At 71.3% G+C, this 14,843-nt stretch carries 13 protein-coding genes; 6 read left to right on the top strand and 7 right to left on the bottom strand.

Annotated elements, in window-relative coordinates; translation table 11 throughout:
• Window positions 1–32 precede the first annotated feature (32 nt).
• Genes EKD16_RS15305 through EKD16_RS15295 form a run of 3 tightly spaced genes read right to left on the bottom strand, consistent with a single transcriptional unit; the run spans window position 33 to window position 4,011 of the window.
• Entirely contained in the window at window positions 33–1,511 is a 1,479-nt protein-coding gene (locus EKD16_RS15305; protein WP_131099009.1) for an FAD-binding protein, read from the bottom strand.
• An 8-nt stretch (window positions 1,512–1,519) separates the two neighbouring features.
• Window positions 1,520–3,103, bottom strand: a complete 1,584-nt coding sequence (locus EKD16_RS15300) for a flavin-containing monooxygenase (protein WP_131099008.1) — start codon at window positions 3,101–3,103, stop codon at window positions 1,520–1,522.
• 11 nt (window positions 3,104–3,114) lie between these two features.
• Window positions 3,115–4,011 carry a class I SAM-dependent methyltransferase gene (locus EKD16_RS15295; protein ID WP_131099007.1) on the bottom strand — a complete coding sequence of 299 codons (897 nt, stop codon included), beginning with the start codon at window positions 4,009–4,011 and terminating at the stop codon, window positions 3,115–3,117.
• A gap of 275 nt (window positions 4,012–4,286) precedes the next feature.
• On the opposite strand from EKD16_RS15295, the gene EKD16_RS15290 reads away from it, so the two are divergent.
• The 3 genes from EKD16_RS15290 to EKD16_RS15280 all read left to right on the top strand — a co-directional run bounded on the left by EKD16_RS15290 (window position 4,287) and on the right by EKD16_RS15280 (window position 6,419).
• On the top strand, window positions 4,287–4,541 hold the full coding sequence (locus tag EKD16_RS15290; RefSeq protein ID WP_131099006.1) for a hypothetical protein: 255 nt from the start codon (window positions 4,287–4,289) through the stop codon (window positions 4,539–4,541).
• Entirely contained in the window at window positions 4,538–5,533 is a 996-nt protein-coding gene (locus EKD16_RS15285; RefSeq protein ID WP_207391310.1) for a 3-oxoacyl-ACP synthase III family protein, read from the top strand. The genes EKD16_RS15290 and EKD16_RS15285 overlap by 4 nt, the downstream gene beginning before the upstream one ends.
• Before the next feature lie 127 nt (window positions 5,534–5,660).
• Window positions 5,661–6,419: an SDR family oxidoreductase gene (locus EKD16_RS15280; RefSeq protein ID WP_131099005.1), complete on the top strand. Its 759-nt coding sequence runs from the start codon at window positions 5,661–5,663 to the stop codon at window positions 6,417–6,419.
• A 227-nt stretch (window positions 6,420–6,646) separates the two neighbouring features.
• Here the strand turns inward: EKD16_RS15280 and EKD16_RS15275 are convergent, their stop codons facing one another.
• The 4 genes from EKD16_RS15275 to EKD16_RS15260 all read right to left on the bottom strand — a co-directional run bounded on the left by EKD16_RS15275 (window position 6,647) and on the right by EKD16_RS15260 (window position 10,252).
• Window positions 6,647–7,618: an FkbM family methyltransferase gene (locus tag EKD16_RS15275; RefSeq protein WP_131099004.1), complete on the bottom strand. Its 972-nt coding sequence runs from the start codon at window positions 7,616–7,618 to the stop codon at window positions 6,647–6,649.
• 133 nt (window positions 7,619–7,751) lie between these two features.
• Window positions 7,752–8,006: a PLD nuclease N-terminal domain-containing protein gene (locus tag EKD16_RS15270; protein WP_131099003.1), complete on the bottom strand. Its 255-nt coding sequence runs from the start codon at window positions 8,004–8,006 to the stop codon at window positions 7,752–7,754.
• A gap of 159 nt (window positions 8,007–8,165) precedes the next feature.
• The gene (locus EKD16_RS15265) at window positions 8,166–8,609 is read right to left on the bottom strand and encodes a hypothetical protein (RefSeq protein ID WP_131099002.1); all 444 of its coding nucleotides are present in this window, start codon (window positions 8,607–8,609) and stop codon (window positions 8,166–8,168) included.
• 212 nt (window positions 8,610–8,821) lie between these two features.
• Window positions 8,822–10,252, bottom strand: coding sequence for a glycoside hydrolase family 16 protein (locus EKD16_RS15260; RefSeq protein WP_131099001.1), 1,431 nt, complete (start codon window positions 10,250–10,252; stop codon window positions 8,822–8,824).
• Between the two features lie 348 nt (window positions 10,253–10,600).
• Between EKD16_RS15260 and EKD16_RS15255 the strand changes: the two genes are divergently transcribed.
• The 3 genes from EKD16_RS15255 (at window position 10,601) to EKD16_RS15245 (ending at window position 14,538) form a co-directional block, all read left to right on the top strand.
• Window positions 10,601–11,602 carry a LacI family DNA-binding transcriptional regulator gene (locus EKD16_RS15255; protein ID WP_131099000.1) on the top strand — a complete coding sequence of 334 codons (1,002 nt, stop codon included), beginning with the start codon at window positions 10,601–10,603 and terminating at the stop codon, window positions 11,600–11,602.
• A gap of 353 nt (window positions 11,603–11,955) precedes the next feature.
• Window positions 11,956–12,915 (top strand): N-acetylmuramic acid 6-phosphate etherase, encoded by a 960-nt coding sequence (murQ, locus tag EKD16_RS15250; RefSeq protein WP_131098999.1) that lies wholly within the window; start codon window positions 11,956–11,958, stop codon window positions 12,913–12,915.
• A gap of 45 nt (window positions 12,916–12,960) precedes the next feature.
• Window positions 12,961–14,538 carry a PTS transporter subunit EIIC gene (locus tag EKD16_RS15245; RefSeq protein ID WP_131098998.1) on the top strand — a complete coding sequence of 526 codons (1,578 nt, stop codon included), beginning with the start codon at window positions 12,961–12,963 and terminating at the stop codon, window positions 14,536–14,538.
• The last annotated feature ends 305 nt before the right edge of the window (window positions 14,539–14,843 follow it).

Genomic DNA, 14,843 nt, shown 5'->3' with positions numbered 1-14,843 from the left:
GGGTAGCGGTCTCTGCCGGGTCGCGGCCGGAGTCAGCCGAAGAACCCCTGGCCGGGAGTGAGGACGTTGTCGGGGTCGTGCCGGCGCTTGGCGAACCGGAACCACCAGTAGTGGTGGCCGAAGTGCTCGCGCCAGTCCCGGCGGCTCATGTCCGGGATCGCGCCCACGAGGTAGCGTTTGGCGCCCATCCGCACGGCCGTGTCGTGCAGCCGGCGGTTCTGGCGGAGCATGCCCTCGATGTCGGAGCCGTCCGGCGCGGGGAACCGCAGCAGGTCGAACAGGTAGCCCTCCCGCTCGTCGGGCTGCACCGCCAGCGGCCGGGTGATCTTGCGGGTCTTGTACGGATAGACGAGCAGGAAGCCGGCGCCGATGTCGGCGGCGTCCAGCTCCCGCTCCGCCTCGCGCAGGAACCGGTCGGTCTTCGAGGCCGGAAGGAACAGGCTCAGCCAGGGCTTGGCGGCCTTCCAGTACCCGGCGTCCTTGAGGTAGGCCTCGTAGGGGTCGAGGCGGAACGCGTAGTCGCGGTAGGACATCTTCTGGATGTCGGCGGAGCCGCGGTCGTCGCGCAGTCCGCGCAGCAGCCGGTCGGTGTCGGGGGCCTTTCCCTCCTTGTGGAAGGCGACGCCCTCGATCTTGTACATCCAGCCGGTGCCTTCGGGGTTGAGCAGCATTTCCCCGGCCTGGGCGTCGAAGCGGCGGGTGCGCATGATCCGCTCGCTGTCGGCCATCCAGGTGTCGCGGTCGGTGTAGAACAGGCTGCACATCAGCGCCCGCTCCGGTGCCCGCTGCATCTTCACCGTTGCGCGGACGATGATGCCGCACTGGCCGCCGCCGGCGAGGACGGCGTAGAACAGGTCGGCGTTGCGCCACGGTGAGGCGTGCTCCAGCCGGCCCTCGCCGGTGACGACGTCGACGGACTCCACCGTGTCGACCTGCAGGCCGTGCTCGCGGACGGTTCCGCCGATGCCGCCGACGCTGAGGGTGCCGCCCACCGACAGGTGCAGGTAGTCGGTGAGGGCGGGCGGGGTGAGTCCCTTTTCGAGTGCCGCGTCGGTCAGCTGCGCCCAGGTGACGCCGGCCTCGACCACGGCGCGCTCGGAGTCGACGTCCAGAATCTTCGAGAGGCCGCGCGCGTCGATCGCGATGCCGCCGGGGACCAGGGCCTGGCCGTAGCTGGAGTGCGATTCGAGGTCGTCGCCGGTGCCGGACCGGCCGTTGACGGCCACCTTCAGCTCGTTCTTGCGGGCGTAGCGCACGATCTTCTGGATGTCGCGCACAGAGCCGGGGCGCAGCACGCCCCAGGGATCGCCGGTGATCATGCGCCCGAAGTCGTGCCCGAAGCCCGAGGTGGCGGAGGCCGAGGTCTCCACGCGGCCGTCGAGCTCGGGCAGCGGAACCACATCGGATCCGCGGGTGTCGGCGACGGCCCACGACTGGCTGGAGACACTCCAGCCGACCGCGGTGAGGGCCATCCCGGTCAATACGTTGCGGCGTGAGAGTTCGACAGTCATCGGATCGTTCACTCCTGGATCAGGCTCGGTCGTACGTGGGGGAGGCCGGAGCCGGCGGTGCGGGCGAGCGAGTACTCGCCCGGGTCGAAGCGCTTCGTGGCTCGGCGGAAGCGCCAGGTGTAGGTGGGCCAGATGGAGGGGTTGCGGCCGTGCTCGTCGAGGTACCAGCTCCGGCAGTTGCCGGCGTTCCACACCGTGCCGTCCAGCGAGGCGGCGAGCCGCTCGTTCCACGCCCGGTGGGCTTCGGGGCGGACTTCGACGCTGTCCACGCCGGTTCGGGCCATGTGCTTCAGCGCGCTCAGCAGGTACTTGATCTGCGCCTCGATCATCACCACCTGCGAGGAATGGCCCAGGGTGGTGTTGGGGCCCAGCATCATGAACAGGTTCGGAAAACCGGGGACCGTCGTGCCGCGGTGCGCGGAGATCCCCTCCCGCCGCCACACCTCGCGCAGCTGCTCGCCGCCGCGGCCGTGGACGCGCTCGGTGATCGGCTGGTCGGTGGCCCGGAAGCCGGTGCCCAGGATGATGGCGTCGATCTCGCGCTCGCGCCCGTCGGCCGTCACGATAGAGCCCGGGCGCACGTGGTCGATGCCGTCGGTGATCAGCTCGACGTTGTCCTGCTGGACGGCGGGATAGTAGGTGTTGGAGAACAGCAGCCGCTTGCAGGCCATGACGTAGTCGGGCCGCAGCCGGGCGCGCAGCTCGGGGTCGGGCACGCTCTTGTCCAGGTGGTTGCTGGCCATGCTCTGCATGCGGGCGGCCATCTTGGGCCGGGACATCACGAACGCGAGGAACTCGCGCCCCCACATGTTGAAGTTGCGGCGGAACCGCTGGTAGCCGGGGACGTTGTGCAGCATCCAGGACTGCACCGCCCCGGTGGGCTTGTCGTTCTTCGGCCCGATCCAGGGCGGGGTGCGCTGGTAGAGGTCCAGGCGGCCCACCTGCGGCTGGATCTTGGGCACGAACTGGATCGCCGAGGCGCCGGTGCCGATCACGGCGACGCGCTTGCCGTCCAGGTCGAAGTCGTGGTCCCAGCGCGACGAGTGGAACACCGGCCCCTCGAAGCCGGCCAGTCCGGGTACGTCGGGAACGGCGGGCTCGCTCAGGTATCCGGCTCCGGTGACCAGGACCCCAGCCGTGTACTCGCCCTGCGAGGTCTCGATCCGCCACCGCCGGACGTCCTCGTCCCAGCGGGCGTCGAGCACTTCGTGGCCGAAGCGGATGTGCGGGCGCGCGCCGAACCGGTCGGCGCAGTCGCGCAGGTAGGCGAACAGCTCCTCCTGGCGGCCGTAGGTGCTCTTCCAGCCCGGATTGCGCGCGAAGGAGAACGAGTACAGGTGCGACATGACGTCGCACTGGCAGCCCGGATAGGTGTTGTCCCGCCAGGTGCCGCCCACCTCGTGGTCGCGCTCGAAGACCAGGAAGTCCGTGATGCCCTCCTGGAGCAGCCGGATGGCCGTACCGAGCCCGGAGAAGCCGCTTCCGACGACCGCCACCCGCAGGTGCCGGCCCGGCCCGCCCGTCGCGGACTCCCGGTGCGATTCGCGGATCTCGGGCTCGTCGAGTCGGATGTCGTGCGACGCGGTTGTCATCACAGCCCCTTTTAGGAACGGCGCTCGACGGTGATACGGAAATTGTTGAAAAAACGGTCTTCCAGCGTGTAGGCGAAGATGTCCAGATAGCGCTCGAACCGCGCCACCACGTCCTCGCCCTCCAGGGCCACGGCCTCGTCCCTGCGCTGCGCGAGCAGCTCCAGCCACGCGCGGCAGGCCTTGGCGAACGACTCGCGCTCGTTGCGGATCTCGACGACGTCGAAAAGCCCTTCCATGCCCAGCGATATCTCGTGCAGGTGCGGAATGTGGCAGCCTTCGAATTCCGAGCGCTGCAGGAATTTCAGGTCGTCCAGCAGGGCGCGGTTCATCGGCAGCGCCTCGGCCGTCATGGTGTGCAGTACGAACCCGGCGCCGGGGCGCAGCGCCTTGTGGACGCGGCCGAAGAAGGCGCGGTACCGCTTCGTCCGCTCCCGCGGCGGCAGGCTGGAGTGGACGAAGTGCTCCAGCGAGTTGAGGGAGAACGCGGCGTCGTAGGGCTCCTCGGCCTCGTGCTCCTCCCAGCTCTCGACGCGGGCCTCGATCCGCTCGTTGCCGAGCCCGTGCACGAACTCCTGCTGGGTCCGGCTGAGCGTCAGCCCCACCCCGCGGCCCACGCCGTGGACCGTCGTCAGCCGGTCGAGCAGGGTGCCCCACCCGCAGCCGATGTCCAGCACCCGCTTGGCGCCGGATGCCCCGGCGAGGTCGGCGAAGGCGTCGAGCTTGCGCTCCTGGGCGCGGTCCAGGGCCTCGCGCAAGCCCTCGCCGGGCTCCCAGTAGCCGCCCGAGTACATCATCGTCGGGCCCAGCAGGAGCCGGTAGAAGTCGTTGCCCACCTCGTAGTGGTGTCTGATCGCGTCGACGTCGGGGTTGACCCGACTGGCGGTTTCCTCCGCCGAAGCCGTCGTCATCGGTTGGCTACCTCGTTTCCTGTTCCGGCGGGCGGTGCATGGATCCCCGCGGGAGAGCCAAGCGGGACGCCCGCAAGAGATGTGCAAGACGCGTCCGCGCAACGCAAGGACGCGCGTTCCGGCGGCCGGGGCCGCGGTGCGAAGGCCCGGCGCGCTGCCGCGGGCGAGTCCCGATCGGCCGGCGGCGGCGTATGCGGGCTTGTTGCGCGCGGATTGCGCGCCGGGCTGTTCCATGACTGGCGAAACGACGCAGCCGCGTAAGGAGACGACCGCTGATGTCCATGCCCACGATCGACGAACTCGCGAGTCAGCTCACCGCAGTTTCGGGAGCCAAGGCCGTCGACCCGGACCACCCGCTGCAGCACATCGAGGACGTCGACTCGCTCGACCTGATGGAGTGGCTGTACGGGTTCCAGAACGACTACCCGCACATTCCGGCCGACGAGTCCCTGTTCGCCGACATGGACGACACGACGACCCTGCGCACCGTCCACGAGCGCATCCAGCGGCTCGTCCCGGAGCAGGGATGACGGCCGATGCGGTGAGCGGATTCGGCATCGCCGGCTGGGGCACGGCCCTGCCGGAGCGGGTCGTCTCCAACGCCGAGCTGGCGCAGCGTTTCGGCGTCGACGAGGACTGGATCGTCAGCCGCTGCGGCATCCGCGAACGGCGCGCCGTCGAGCCCGGGCAGACCACCGCGTCGCTGGCCGTCGAGGCCGGCCGCGACGCGCTGGCCAAGGCGGGCCTGGACGGTGCCGACATCGCCCACCTGATGGTCGCCACCGCCACCCCCGAGCAGCCGTCCCCGGCGACGTCGGCCTTCGTCCACCACGAGCTCGGTATCGCCGGTAGCGCCCACGACCTCAACGCCGAGTGCGCCGGTTTCGTCTACGGTGTGGTGTCGGCCATGGCCCTGATGGCCCTGGACCCGCGCCCCGTCCTGCTGATCGGGTCCGACACCCATACGCTCACGGTCCGGCCCGACGACCGGGACCTGGGCATCCTGGTGGGCGACGGGGCCGGCGCACTGGTGCTGACCCCCCGGCCCGACCACGTGGTCCGGGGATGGAACCTCGGCGCCGACGGCTCGTGCAGCTCCAGTCTGAAGGTCCTCGCCGGCGGCAGCCGGCTGCCCACGACGGCGGAGACCGTGCGCGAAGGGCTGCACTACGCGCGGATCAACGGCAACGAGATCTATCTGAACGCGGTGCGCTACACCGTCGAGACCGTGCGCCAGACCCTGGAATCGGCCAAGGTCGAACCGGCCGACGTCGACCACGTCATCCCGCACCAGGCCAACATCCGGATCATCAACTCGGTCCTGCAGCACACCGGGCTGCCGCCGGAGCGGTTGGTGTCCAATCTGGACCGCTACGGCAACACCGCATCGGCGTCGGTCCCCCTCGCCCTCGCGGAGGCCCTGGACGCCGGACGCATCCGCGAGGGGCAGCTGGTGCTCCTCGCCGGATTCGGCGCCGGCATGACGTGGGGGTCCGTGCTCCTGGAGTGGGGCGGCCGGTGACCGAGCGCCCCGAGCGGGCCCGCCGCCGAACCGCGGTGCCCCGGCATAGGGCCGGGGCACCGCCGCGGCGGCCGTCCGGCGCCGGCGCCCGTTCCGCCATCCGCGTCCAACCGATCGTGGAGTGAGTATGAGCAGTAAGGACAAGCCCGCAGGAGTGCGTCCCGAGAGCCCGGTGGCCCTGGTCACCGGCGCATCGGGAGGACTCGGGAAGGCGCTGGCCGCGGAGCTGGACCGGCTCGGGTGCCGTGTCGCCGTGCACTACAACTCGTCAGAGGAGGCCGCGCGCAAGCTGCAGGGCGAGCTGCGCAACGACTCGGTCCTGGTCACCGGCGACGTGGGGTCCTACGAGGCGGTCACCGCGTTCATGGAGCGCATCACCGGCGAACTCGGCCCGGTGGACGTCCTCGTCAACAACGGCGCGGTCCGCAAGGACGCCGCGATGGCGATGCAGTCGCCGCAGGACTGGGCGCAGGTCATCCAGACCAACCTGGTGGGCCCCTTCCACACGGCGCGCGCCGCCGTGCCCGCCATGCTGCGGAACCGGTGGGGACGGGTGGTCAACATCGTCTCGCCCTCCGCCCTCGTCGCCACCGCGGGCCAGACCGCCTACGCGTCGTCCAAGGCGGGGCTGATCGGTCTGACCCGGACGCTGGCGGCGGAGTGCGGGCGGCGGGGGGTGACCGTCAACGCCCTGTCGCCCGGGTTCATGCCCACCACGATGACCGAGGGCCTGTCGGAGCGAGTCGTCTCCGACATCCGCGACAAGGCGCCCGTGCCGCGCTTCGTCGAACCCGAGGAGGTCGCCGAGACCATGGGGCTCCTGCTGTCCCAGGACTGCATGACCGGCCAGGTCATCAGTGTCGACAGCGGCGTCTCCATCATGTGAGCCGCGGGGGGCGCGTGCGGGGCGTCGGTCGGGGGCCGCCGGACCAGCGCCCGGCGGCGCCTCGCGCACGCCGCCCTGCGGATCCGGTGCCCGGCCGAGCGCGGCCACACCCGGATCGCCCTGGCCGTACCGGAGGAGACGACACCGCTCATCCGCGCGCGGCGGCGCTTCGCCGAGGAGACCGCGCTGGATCTCGGCCTCGGCAGCCGCAGCGGAACCGCCGACGACTACTCGCCGAGGGCGTCGGCGCGCACCATGACGCAGTCGAATTCCAACACGCGGCCGGTGGCCTCCTCGCGTGTCACCGGGAACATGCCCGTGATCTCGAAACCGTCGGCCTCGTATGCGGCGATCGCCTCGTGCATGCGCGGCATTCCCTCGTAGATCTGCATCAGGGCGACCTCCGACTGCAGGCCCACGAAGTCCGCGGACCGCTTACCCGCGCCCCCGAAGGCTTCGAGGTCGTAGCCCTGGGTGTCGAGCTTCAAGTAGGGCCGGGGGTCGTCGATGCCCTTCAGCGCCTCGTCCATCAGCGCGTCCAATCGGCGGACGACGATCTCCTCCTCCGAGGTGTTGCGGAACCGCTTGTAGCGCTGGTTGCCGAACTCGGTCGGCCCCAGCAGCGAACTCATCGAGCCCTGCACCACGTTGATGTTGTCGACACGCTCCTCGCGGCCCAGCGCGTTGGGATAGACCCACCAGTCCGGATCGTCGGCGGCCGCCTCGCGCAGTTTCTCCGCGATCGCCCCAACCGGCTCGAAGGAGACGATCCGCCCGGTGTAGCCGTGCTTGCGCAGCCGGCGTGCGTATTGCCCCACGTTTGCGCCCACGTCGAAGACGCAGTTCACCCGGTAATGCCGGAGCAACGCGGCCACATGCCGCTCGGCGAGGTAGTCCTGCGCGGCCTTGTGCATGTGCCATTCGTCGCCGCCGGGCTGGTCGTCGTCGACCAGCAGGCGGGCTCCGGGGCCGAGCGGGACGGGGCGCCATTCCCGGGCGGCGGCGTCGCCGCCGAGTGTTCGGGACATCGCCTTGGCGAGGCTGTCCTTGCTGCGGCTGACCAGCCAGGACTTCGGGCCTACGGGAGTCACCCGGTGGTCGCCGCGGCGCGAGAGCAGCGCAGTCCCCGGTTCGAGGTCGCGCACATGGACTTTGACCTTGGGAAGTACGTCAAGGATTCGTCGGCGCAGCGTTGACATGACTCTCAGGGTACTCCCAGGAATTAACCGCGGCCTAAAGAACACTCAGCTTTCTATCAGGCCGGCGTTCGCCCGTCCGGGTAGGCGAGCCGCACGGGCGGGGCGTCACCCGAGGGCGGGTGGCGCGGCGGCGTCAGCTCACCTGGGCCGACACGTGCTTGCGGCCGATGAGGAACCAGCAGAGCGGTCCGAGGATCGGCGCGCAGAAAATGAAGACGGCCCACACGAATTTCATGCCGCCGCCGAGCCCGGATGCCAGGACGCTGACGAGCGCCCCCGCGACGAGGGCCACATAAGCCGCGAGGAGCAGCCCGGACACCAGCAGGCCGAACGCCGCTCCGACGCCCTGCGCGAGTTCGGACAGCAGAGCGGTGCGCTGTACCGGCATGGGACCGATCAACCCCGTTCGATCGAGAAACCGTGTCGGTGCCGACGCTAGGCCGCGGCACGCGCCGCACGCGTCACCCCCGGGTAGCGGAGGACCCCTCGTACCTCGGGGCTACGCCGGGCGCTTCGTTCCGACGATTCGCGAACAGGGCTGGGGCGCCTACCGGCGGGCGCGGCGCAGCGACGAGGCGAGCGTCCAGCCGTAGAGGACGTGCGCGCCGACGAGGCTCGCGGTGCGTCCGGGGTGGTCGCGGCTCAGCGGCGGCAGCGCGCCGATGCGGGGCGCCCCGCTTTGGTAACCGGCGGCCATGATGGCCAAGGCATAGGCGGCTCCGAGGCTGCGCGGCGGCCTGCGGGTCCCGGTGACGGCGCCGAACAGCGCTCCCATGGTGGTTCCGAAGCCCAGATGCGCCGTTCCGGCGGCGATGTCCTCGCCTGAGCGCGGCCGGTGGGAGCCGCCGCCGGACAGCAGCGCTCGGACGATGTGCTTCGGCGGATGGCCGTGGTGCGCCCCGCGGCGGCGACCGGCTTCGAACGCCGCCGTCATCGCCCCGGTCGCCAGCGCGCCGGCCACCGCGCCTTCCACGGCGGAACGGATCAGCATGGCAAGCCCCCTCGAACAGCTGTTCCTTGCCTTGGCGCTACCGGCGCAGGGCGCCCTCAAACGTCGCGCGGCCGTGCGGCTGCGGGAGGCCGCACCGCGCAGCAGCCGGTGCCACGTTCACCGGGCGGGCGGAGCCGTAGATGTCGTGCGAAGGCGGCCGGCGCACCGCGTCGTGCACGAATGCGCCGGCCGCCCCGATTACTGCGTCCGGATCAGTTCGAGGAGAACGTGAACCAGTTCAGGTTGACGAAATCGGCCGGCTGGCCGCTGGAGAAGGTGATGTAGACGTCGTGGGTTCCGGTCACCGCGCTCATGTTCGCCGGAACCGTGCGCCAGCTCTGCCATCCTCCGGTGTCGGCCACGGCGAAGCTCGCGACCGGCGCTGCGGTGGCGCTGTCGAGTCTGACCTCGACCAGGCCGCTCACTCCGGCCGCCGCACCCGAGGCCACGCGGGCCTTGAACTGCCCGGCGGCCGTGGTGCCGAACTCGACGTCGTCGAAGCGCAGCCGGTCGCCGTCGCCGATTTGGGCGACGTTCTGCCCGCCTCCGGTGTCGGAGGTGGTTTCCAGCGCGGTGCCGGTCTGCGCCTGGTAGTCCTCGCCCTGGATGGTGGAGCGGGCGTCCACGCCGCCGCCGTCGTCGCCGCCGTCGCCGGGCGGGTCGGTGGGCGTTCCGCCGCCGCCCGAGCCGGTCTCCCAGACCGAGACGTAGTCGACGACCATGGGGTAGCCGGGTTGTGTGGCGGCGGTGGGTGTGGCGCTGCCCTGGACACCGTCGGGGAAGGCGCCGCCCATGGCCACGTTGAGCAGGATGAAGTAGCCGGCGTGGCTGGTCATGTCGCTCCACGCGGAGGCGCCGATCTGGCTTTCGTCGACGCTGTGGTACTGCTGACCGTCGACGTACCACCGCAACTGGCTGGAGGAGCCGCTGCGGTCCCACTCGAACCGGTAGGTGTGGAACGCGGACTGGCAGCTGGAGCCGGGGCAGACCCTGCTGGCGCCGAGCCCCTCGGTCTCGTTGCACGGGCCGCCGGGGGAGACCCCGCAGTGGAGCACGCCCCAGACCCGGTTGATCCCGTTGACGTTCTCCATGATGTCGAACTCGCCCACGCCGGGCCAGTTCCAGTACTCGCCGCGGTAGGGCGAGCCGAGCGCCCAGAACGCCGGCCAGTAGCCGAGCGCGGCCTCTCCGCTGACGTCGGGCACCTGCAGGCGGCCCTCGATGCGCAGGGTCTCGCCGTCGGCGGGTTTGAAGTCGGACCGGCGCGTCTCGATGCGCGCCGAGGTCCACTGCCCCGACGCGTCGCGGCGGGGAGTGATGCGCAGGTTGCCCTGGCCGTCCAGGGCCAGGTTCTCGGGGTTGTCGGTGTAGGTCTGCACCTCGCCGGTGCCCCAGTTGGCGGGGCCGCCGGGGTAGGAGGTGCCGGTGTCGACGATCCAGTTCTCCGAGTCGGGCAGGGAGCCCGCCGGGCCGTCGAAGTCGTCGCTCCAGACGTGGTTCCAGCCCTCGGGAGCGGGAGGGACGTCGGCGTGGGCGGCGGGCGCGGTCACCGCGGTCACCGTCGCCACGGGGAGGAGGAGCGCGCCGAGCGCCGCGAGCAGGCTGCTCGGACGTCTGCGCCTGGGGGATCGATGGCTCTCCATCCTGACCTCGTTTCCATGCGTGGGGGATGTGGCCGGTCAGTCGCTGTGCGTGCCGCCCCGGGGCATGGGTGGGCCCCGGGGACGGACACGGGTGGAGCTCCGTGCAGCAACGAGAAAGCGCTCTCTCGCTTTACGAACATGACACAGATAACATGGCCGCACAAGACGGAGAGGGTGCTTGATTGTCATTCACCCGCGACGCGCTGTGGTCGTTCGGTCTCCCGTGCCGGGGCAAGGGTGTGCGGCGCTCGGCGGGCGTGTGGGCGGGCTGCGCGGCCGCGGAGTGCGGAGTGCGTCAGAGAGCGCTTTCTCAGGGTGCGAAGGGCTGCATGGCGGAAAGGGTCGGTAGTGGAGAGCAGGCGTCCCACATTGGAGGCGGTCGCCGCACGGGCGAGGGTGTCGCGCGCGACCGCCTCCCGTGTCGTGAACGGGCGGACCACCGTCGACCCCGGGATCCGCGACGCGGTCCTGCGTGCCGTCGAGGAGCTGGGGTACGTGCCGAACTCGGCGGCGCGCAGCCTGGTCACCCGCCAGACCGACTCGATCGCGCTGGTCGTCTCCGAACCGCCCACCCGCGTGTTCTCCGACGATCCGCTGTTCTCCCTGGTCATCCGCACCGTGAGCAGCGAGCTGGAGGTGTCCGGTAAGCAGGTGGTGCTCATGCTGGCGGGCTCTCCGCAGGCGCAGGCGAAGGTGGAGAGCTACGTCGCCGGGGGGCACGTGGACGGGGTCATGTTCGTGTCCATGCACGGCGCCGACCCGCTGCCGGGCGCCATCGCGCGTATGGGAGTGCCGGTGGTGTCCTACGGCCGGCCGGCCGTCGCCGTGGATCTGCCCTACGCCGACAACGACAACGTCGGGGGAGCGGAGCAGGCCGTGCGGCACCTGCTCGGAACCGGCCGCCGGCGCATCGCCACCATCGCCGGACCGCAGGACATGACCGCCGGGCAGGACCGCCTCACCGGCTATCGCGACGCACTGCGGTCGTCGGACCGCCGGTCGATTGTCGCGGTCGGGGACTTTACCCGGGCCTCCGGCGCGACGGCGATGCGCCATCTGCTGGAGGACGATCCCGGCCTCGACGCCGTCTTCGCCGCCAACGACCTGATGGCCGTCGGCGCGCTGCAGACCCTGCGCAAGGCGGGCCGCCGCGTGCCCGACGACGTGGCGGTGGTGGGGTTCGACGACATCGAGGCCGCGACCTTCACCGATCCGCCGCTGACCACCGTCAGGCACCCGGTCGTCGAGCAGGCCACCGCCATGGTCGAGCTGGTCCTGACCCCGGCCGGTCCGCACGGCAGCCGCCACGTCATCCTGCCCACCGAGCTCGTCCTGCGCGACTCGGCCTGAGCCTGGGATATACCGCCGCCCGGGCCCCACGGGGTTCGTTCGGGAGTACCAGCGGATACGCCGAAGGCGCCCGGCTCCGCCCGAGGCACCTCGCCGAACCGCGCGCAACACCGCCGCCACAGCAGGCTGCGGCGATGGGGCCGCGGGCGCGAAGCGCCGATGCCGGCTTGCCGCCGAGCGGCGGGGGATTCGCCCCTGCAACGCTGCACCACCACCCGCGAAGCGGTCGTGACGGCACCGCTGTGCCCTCGAAAGAAAGTTTTTTACTTGACATGTGGAGTGCATGGTAGAAATTTACGGGGCTAAGCGAGCACGGCAGATGGATGCCCACGTCGAAGGGATCGCGCCTCCTCATGGCCACTACGCACACCAGCGGCGCCGACAGCCCGGTCCACGACCTGCGGGCCGATCTCACCGGGTTGGCGACCGAAGCGCGCCGCACGGACCTCAGCGGCATCGACCGCATGGACACCGAGGCCATCGTGCGCGCCATGAACGCCGAAGACGCGACCGTGGCCCCCGCGGTCGGCGCCGCCGCCGCGGTCATCGCCGCCGCCGCGGACGCCATCGCCGCCCGCATGGCCCGCGGCGGCCGGCTCGTCTACGCCGGCGCCGGCACCGCCGGCCGGATGGGCGTGCTGGACGCCTCGGAGTGCCCGCCGACCTTCAACACCGACCCCGAGCAGGTGATCGGGCTGATCGCCGGCGGTCCGACCGCCGTCCGCGACGCCGTCGAGGGTGCCGAGGACGATCCCCGGGCCGCCGCAGCCGACCTGGACGCCCTGGACCTCACCGGTGACGACACCGTGGTGGGCATCTCCGCCTCGGGCCGGACCCCCTACTCCGTCGCCGCCCTCCGCCACGCCGCCGAACGCGGCGCGCTGACGGTCGCCGTCTCCTCCAACCCCGGCTCGCCGCTGGGTGCGGCCGCCGACCACGCGGTCGAGGTCGACACCGGCCCCGAGCTGATCGTCGGCTCCACCCGCCTCAAGGCCGGCACCGCACAGAAACTGGTCCTCAACACACTGTCCACCGTCGCCATGATCCGCCTGGGCAAGACCTACGGAAACCTGATGGTGGACCTGCGCAGCACCAACGACAAGCTGCGCGCACGCTCGCACCGGATCGTGGAGATGGCCACCGGGGCCGCCGACGACGAGGTGGGCGCAGCCCTGTCCGCGAGCGGCGGCGACGTCAAGACCGCCATCCTCACCGTTCTCGGCCGCGTCGACGCGGAGGAGGCCCGGCGCCTCCTCCGCGCCTGCGGCGGCCGACTCCGCGAGGCGGTCGAATCGGCCGCACCCGGGGACTGAGTTCCCCCGCACCCCCCAACCCCCGAGCTCGGAAGGAAGCTGCTAATGAGCGACTCGGGTGCCACCGGCCACGCGGCAACCGCACGGGACCTGCTCGCGCTGGTCGGCGGCGAGGACAACGTCACCTCCGTCACCAACTGCATCAGCCGGCTGCGGATCGGCGTGGCCGATCGCGCACAGGTCCGCGAGCAGGAGATCCGCGACCACCCGAAAGTGATGGGCGTCGTCGAGGACGAGACCTTCCAGATCGTGCTGGGCCCGGCCGCCGTCTCCAAGGTCGCCGCGGAGTTCTCCCGGCTCGTCGAATCCCAGACCCCCTCCGGCGACGGCGCGGACGCCTCTTCGCAGGCGGATTCGGCGGGGTCGGCCCAGGGCGCGGCCGTCGACGCCGAAGCGCTCGCCGCCAAGGGCGCGGCGATCCGCGCGGAGAACAAGCGGCGCAACGCGACCCCGTTCAAGCTCCTCCTGCGGCGCATCGCCAACATCTTCGTGCCGCTGATCCCCGCGCTGATCGCCTGCGGCATCCTGGCCGGGGTCACCGGCGTGTTCACCAACCTCGGCTGGCTGACCCCCCTGCTGCCGGCGCTGAACGCGATCGCCGTGGGCTTCATGTCGCTGATCATGGTGTTCGTGGGGATGAACGCCGCCAAGGAGTTCGGCGGCACCCCGATCCTGGGCGGCGCGGTCGCCGCGATCATCCCGTTCAGCGGGGTGGCCGACATCCGGGCGTTCGGGGTCGCGCTCGAACCCGGCCAGGGCGGCGTCCTCGGCGCCCTCGGGGCGGCGGTGCTGTGCGCCTATGTGGAGCGCTGGACCCGCCGGTGGGTGCCCGAGACGCTGGACATCCTCATCACCCCCACCGTCGCGGTGCTGGTCTCGGGGCTCGTCACGGTGTACGGGCTGATGTTCGTGGCGGGCGAGGTGTCCGCGGCCATCGGTGTGGCGGCGAACTGGCTGCTGGGGCAGGCGGGAGCGCTGGCCGGGCTGCTGCTGGGCGGACTGTTCCTGCCCCTGGTGATGCTGGGGCTGCACCAGGCCCTCATCCCGATCCACACGACCCTGATCGACGTGGACGGCTACACGGTGCTTCTGCCGGTGCTGGCGATGGCCGGTGCGGGGCAGGTCGGCGCGGCGGCGGCGATCTACCTGCGCCTGAAGAACAACGAGGGCATCCGCGCCACCATCCGCTCGGCGCTGCCCGCCGGCGTGCTCGGCGTGGGGGAGCCGCTGATCTACGGAGTGACGCTGCCGCTGGGCCGCCCGTTCCTGACCGCCTGCGCCGGGGGCGCGGTCGGGGGCAGCTTCCTCGGCCTGGCCAACCAGTTGGGGGTGAGCGCGGGCTCCACCGCGATCGGCCCCTCGGGGTGGGCGCTCTTCCCGCTCGTCCAGGGCAATCAGGGCATCGGCGCCGCGATCCTGGTCTACGGGATCGGCCTGCTGGTCGGCTACGCCGCGGGCTTCGTGCTGACCTACTTCTTCGGCTTCAGCCGCCAGGCCGCCGCCGAACTGAACGCTGCCGAGTCCGCCGCCCCGGACGCGTCACCCGCCGACGACCCCGCGGCGGCCCCCGCCGAGGACCCGGCCCGGAGTCCGACGCCTTCGCCCGCCTCCTCGCCCTCCTGACGCGGGGCGGGTGCACCGTGTCCTGAACGGAAAGGCGGCGGCGACGGTGGCAGCGGGGCTCGGCCCGCTTGCCGGTTCATCCGGCGGTGATCGTGAACTTATGGCCCCGGAATGCGCTTCCCGGCGACCATAAGTTCACGATAGACGGGACAAGCCGCGCCGAGTCTGTCTGTGGGGCCGTCCCCGCCGCCCACCGCCCCGCCGCACCGCCACTGACCGGAACCACTGCCCCCATAACCGAAACCCGCACCCAGATGACCGGAACCGGTACTACCCGCAGCCGCCGGCGACGCGAGGCACGGAGT

The sequence above is a fragment of the Streptomonospora litoralis genome (genome assembly GCF_004323735.1).
GTDB classification, from domain to species: domain Bacteria; phylum Actinomycetota; class Actinomycetes; order Streptosporangiales; family Streptosporangiaceae; genus Streptomonospora; species Streptomonospora litoralis.
Note: the sequence above shows the minus strand (reverse complement) of the source record. Positions and strands in the feature narration are given on the sequence as shown.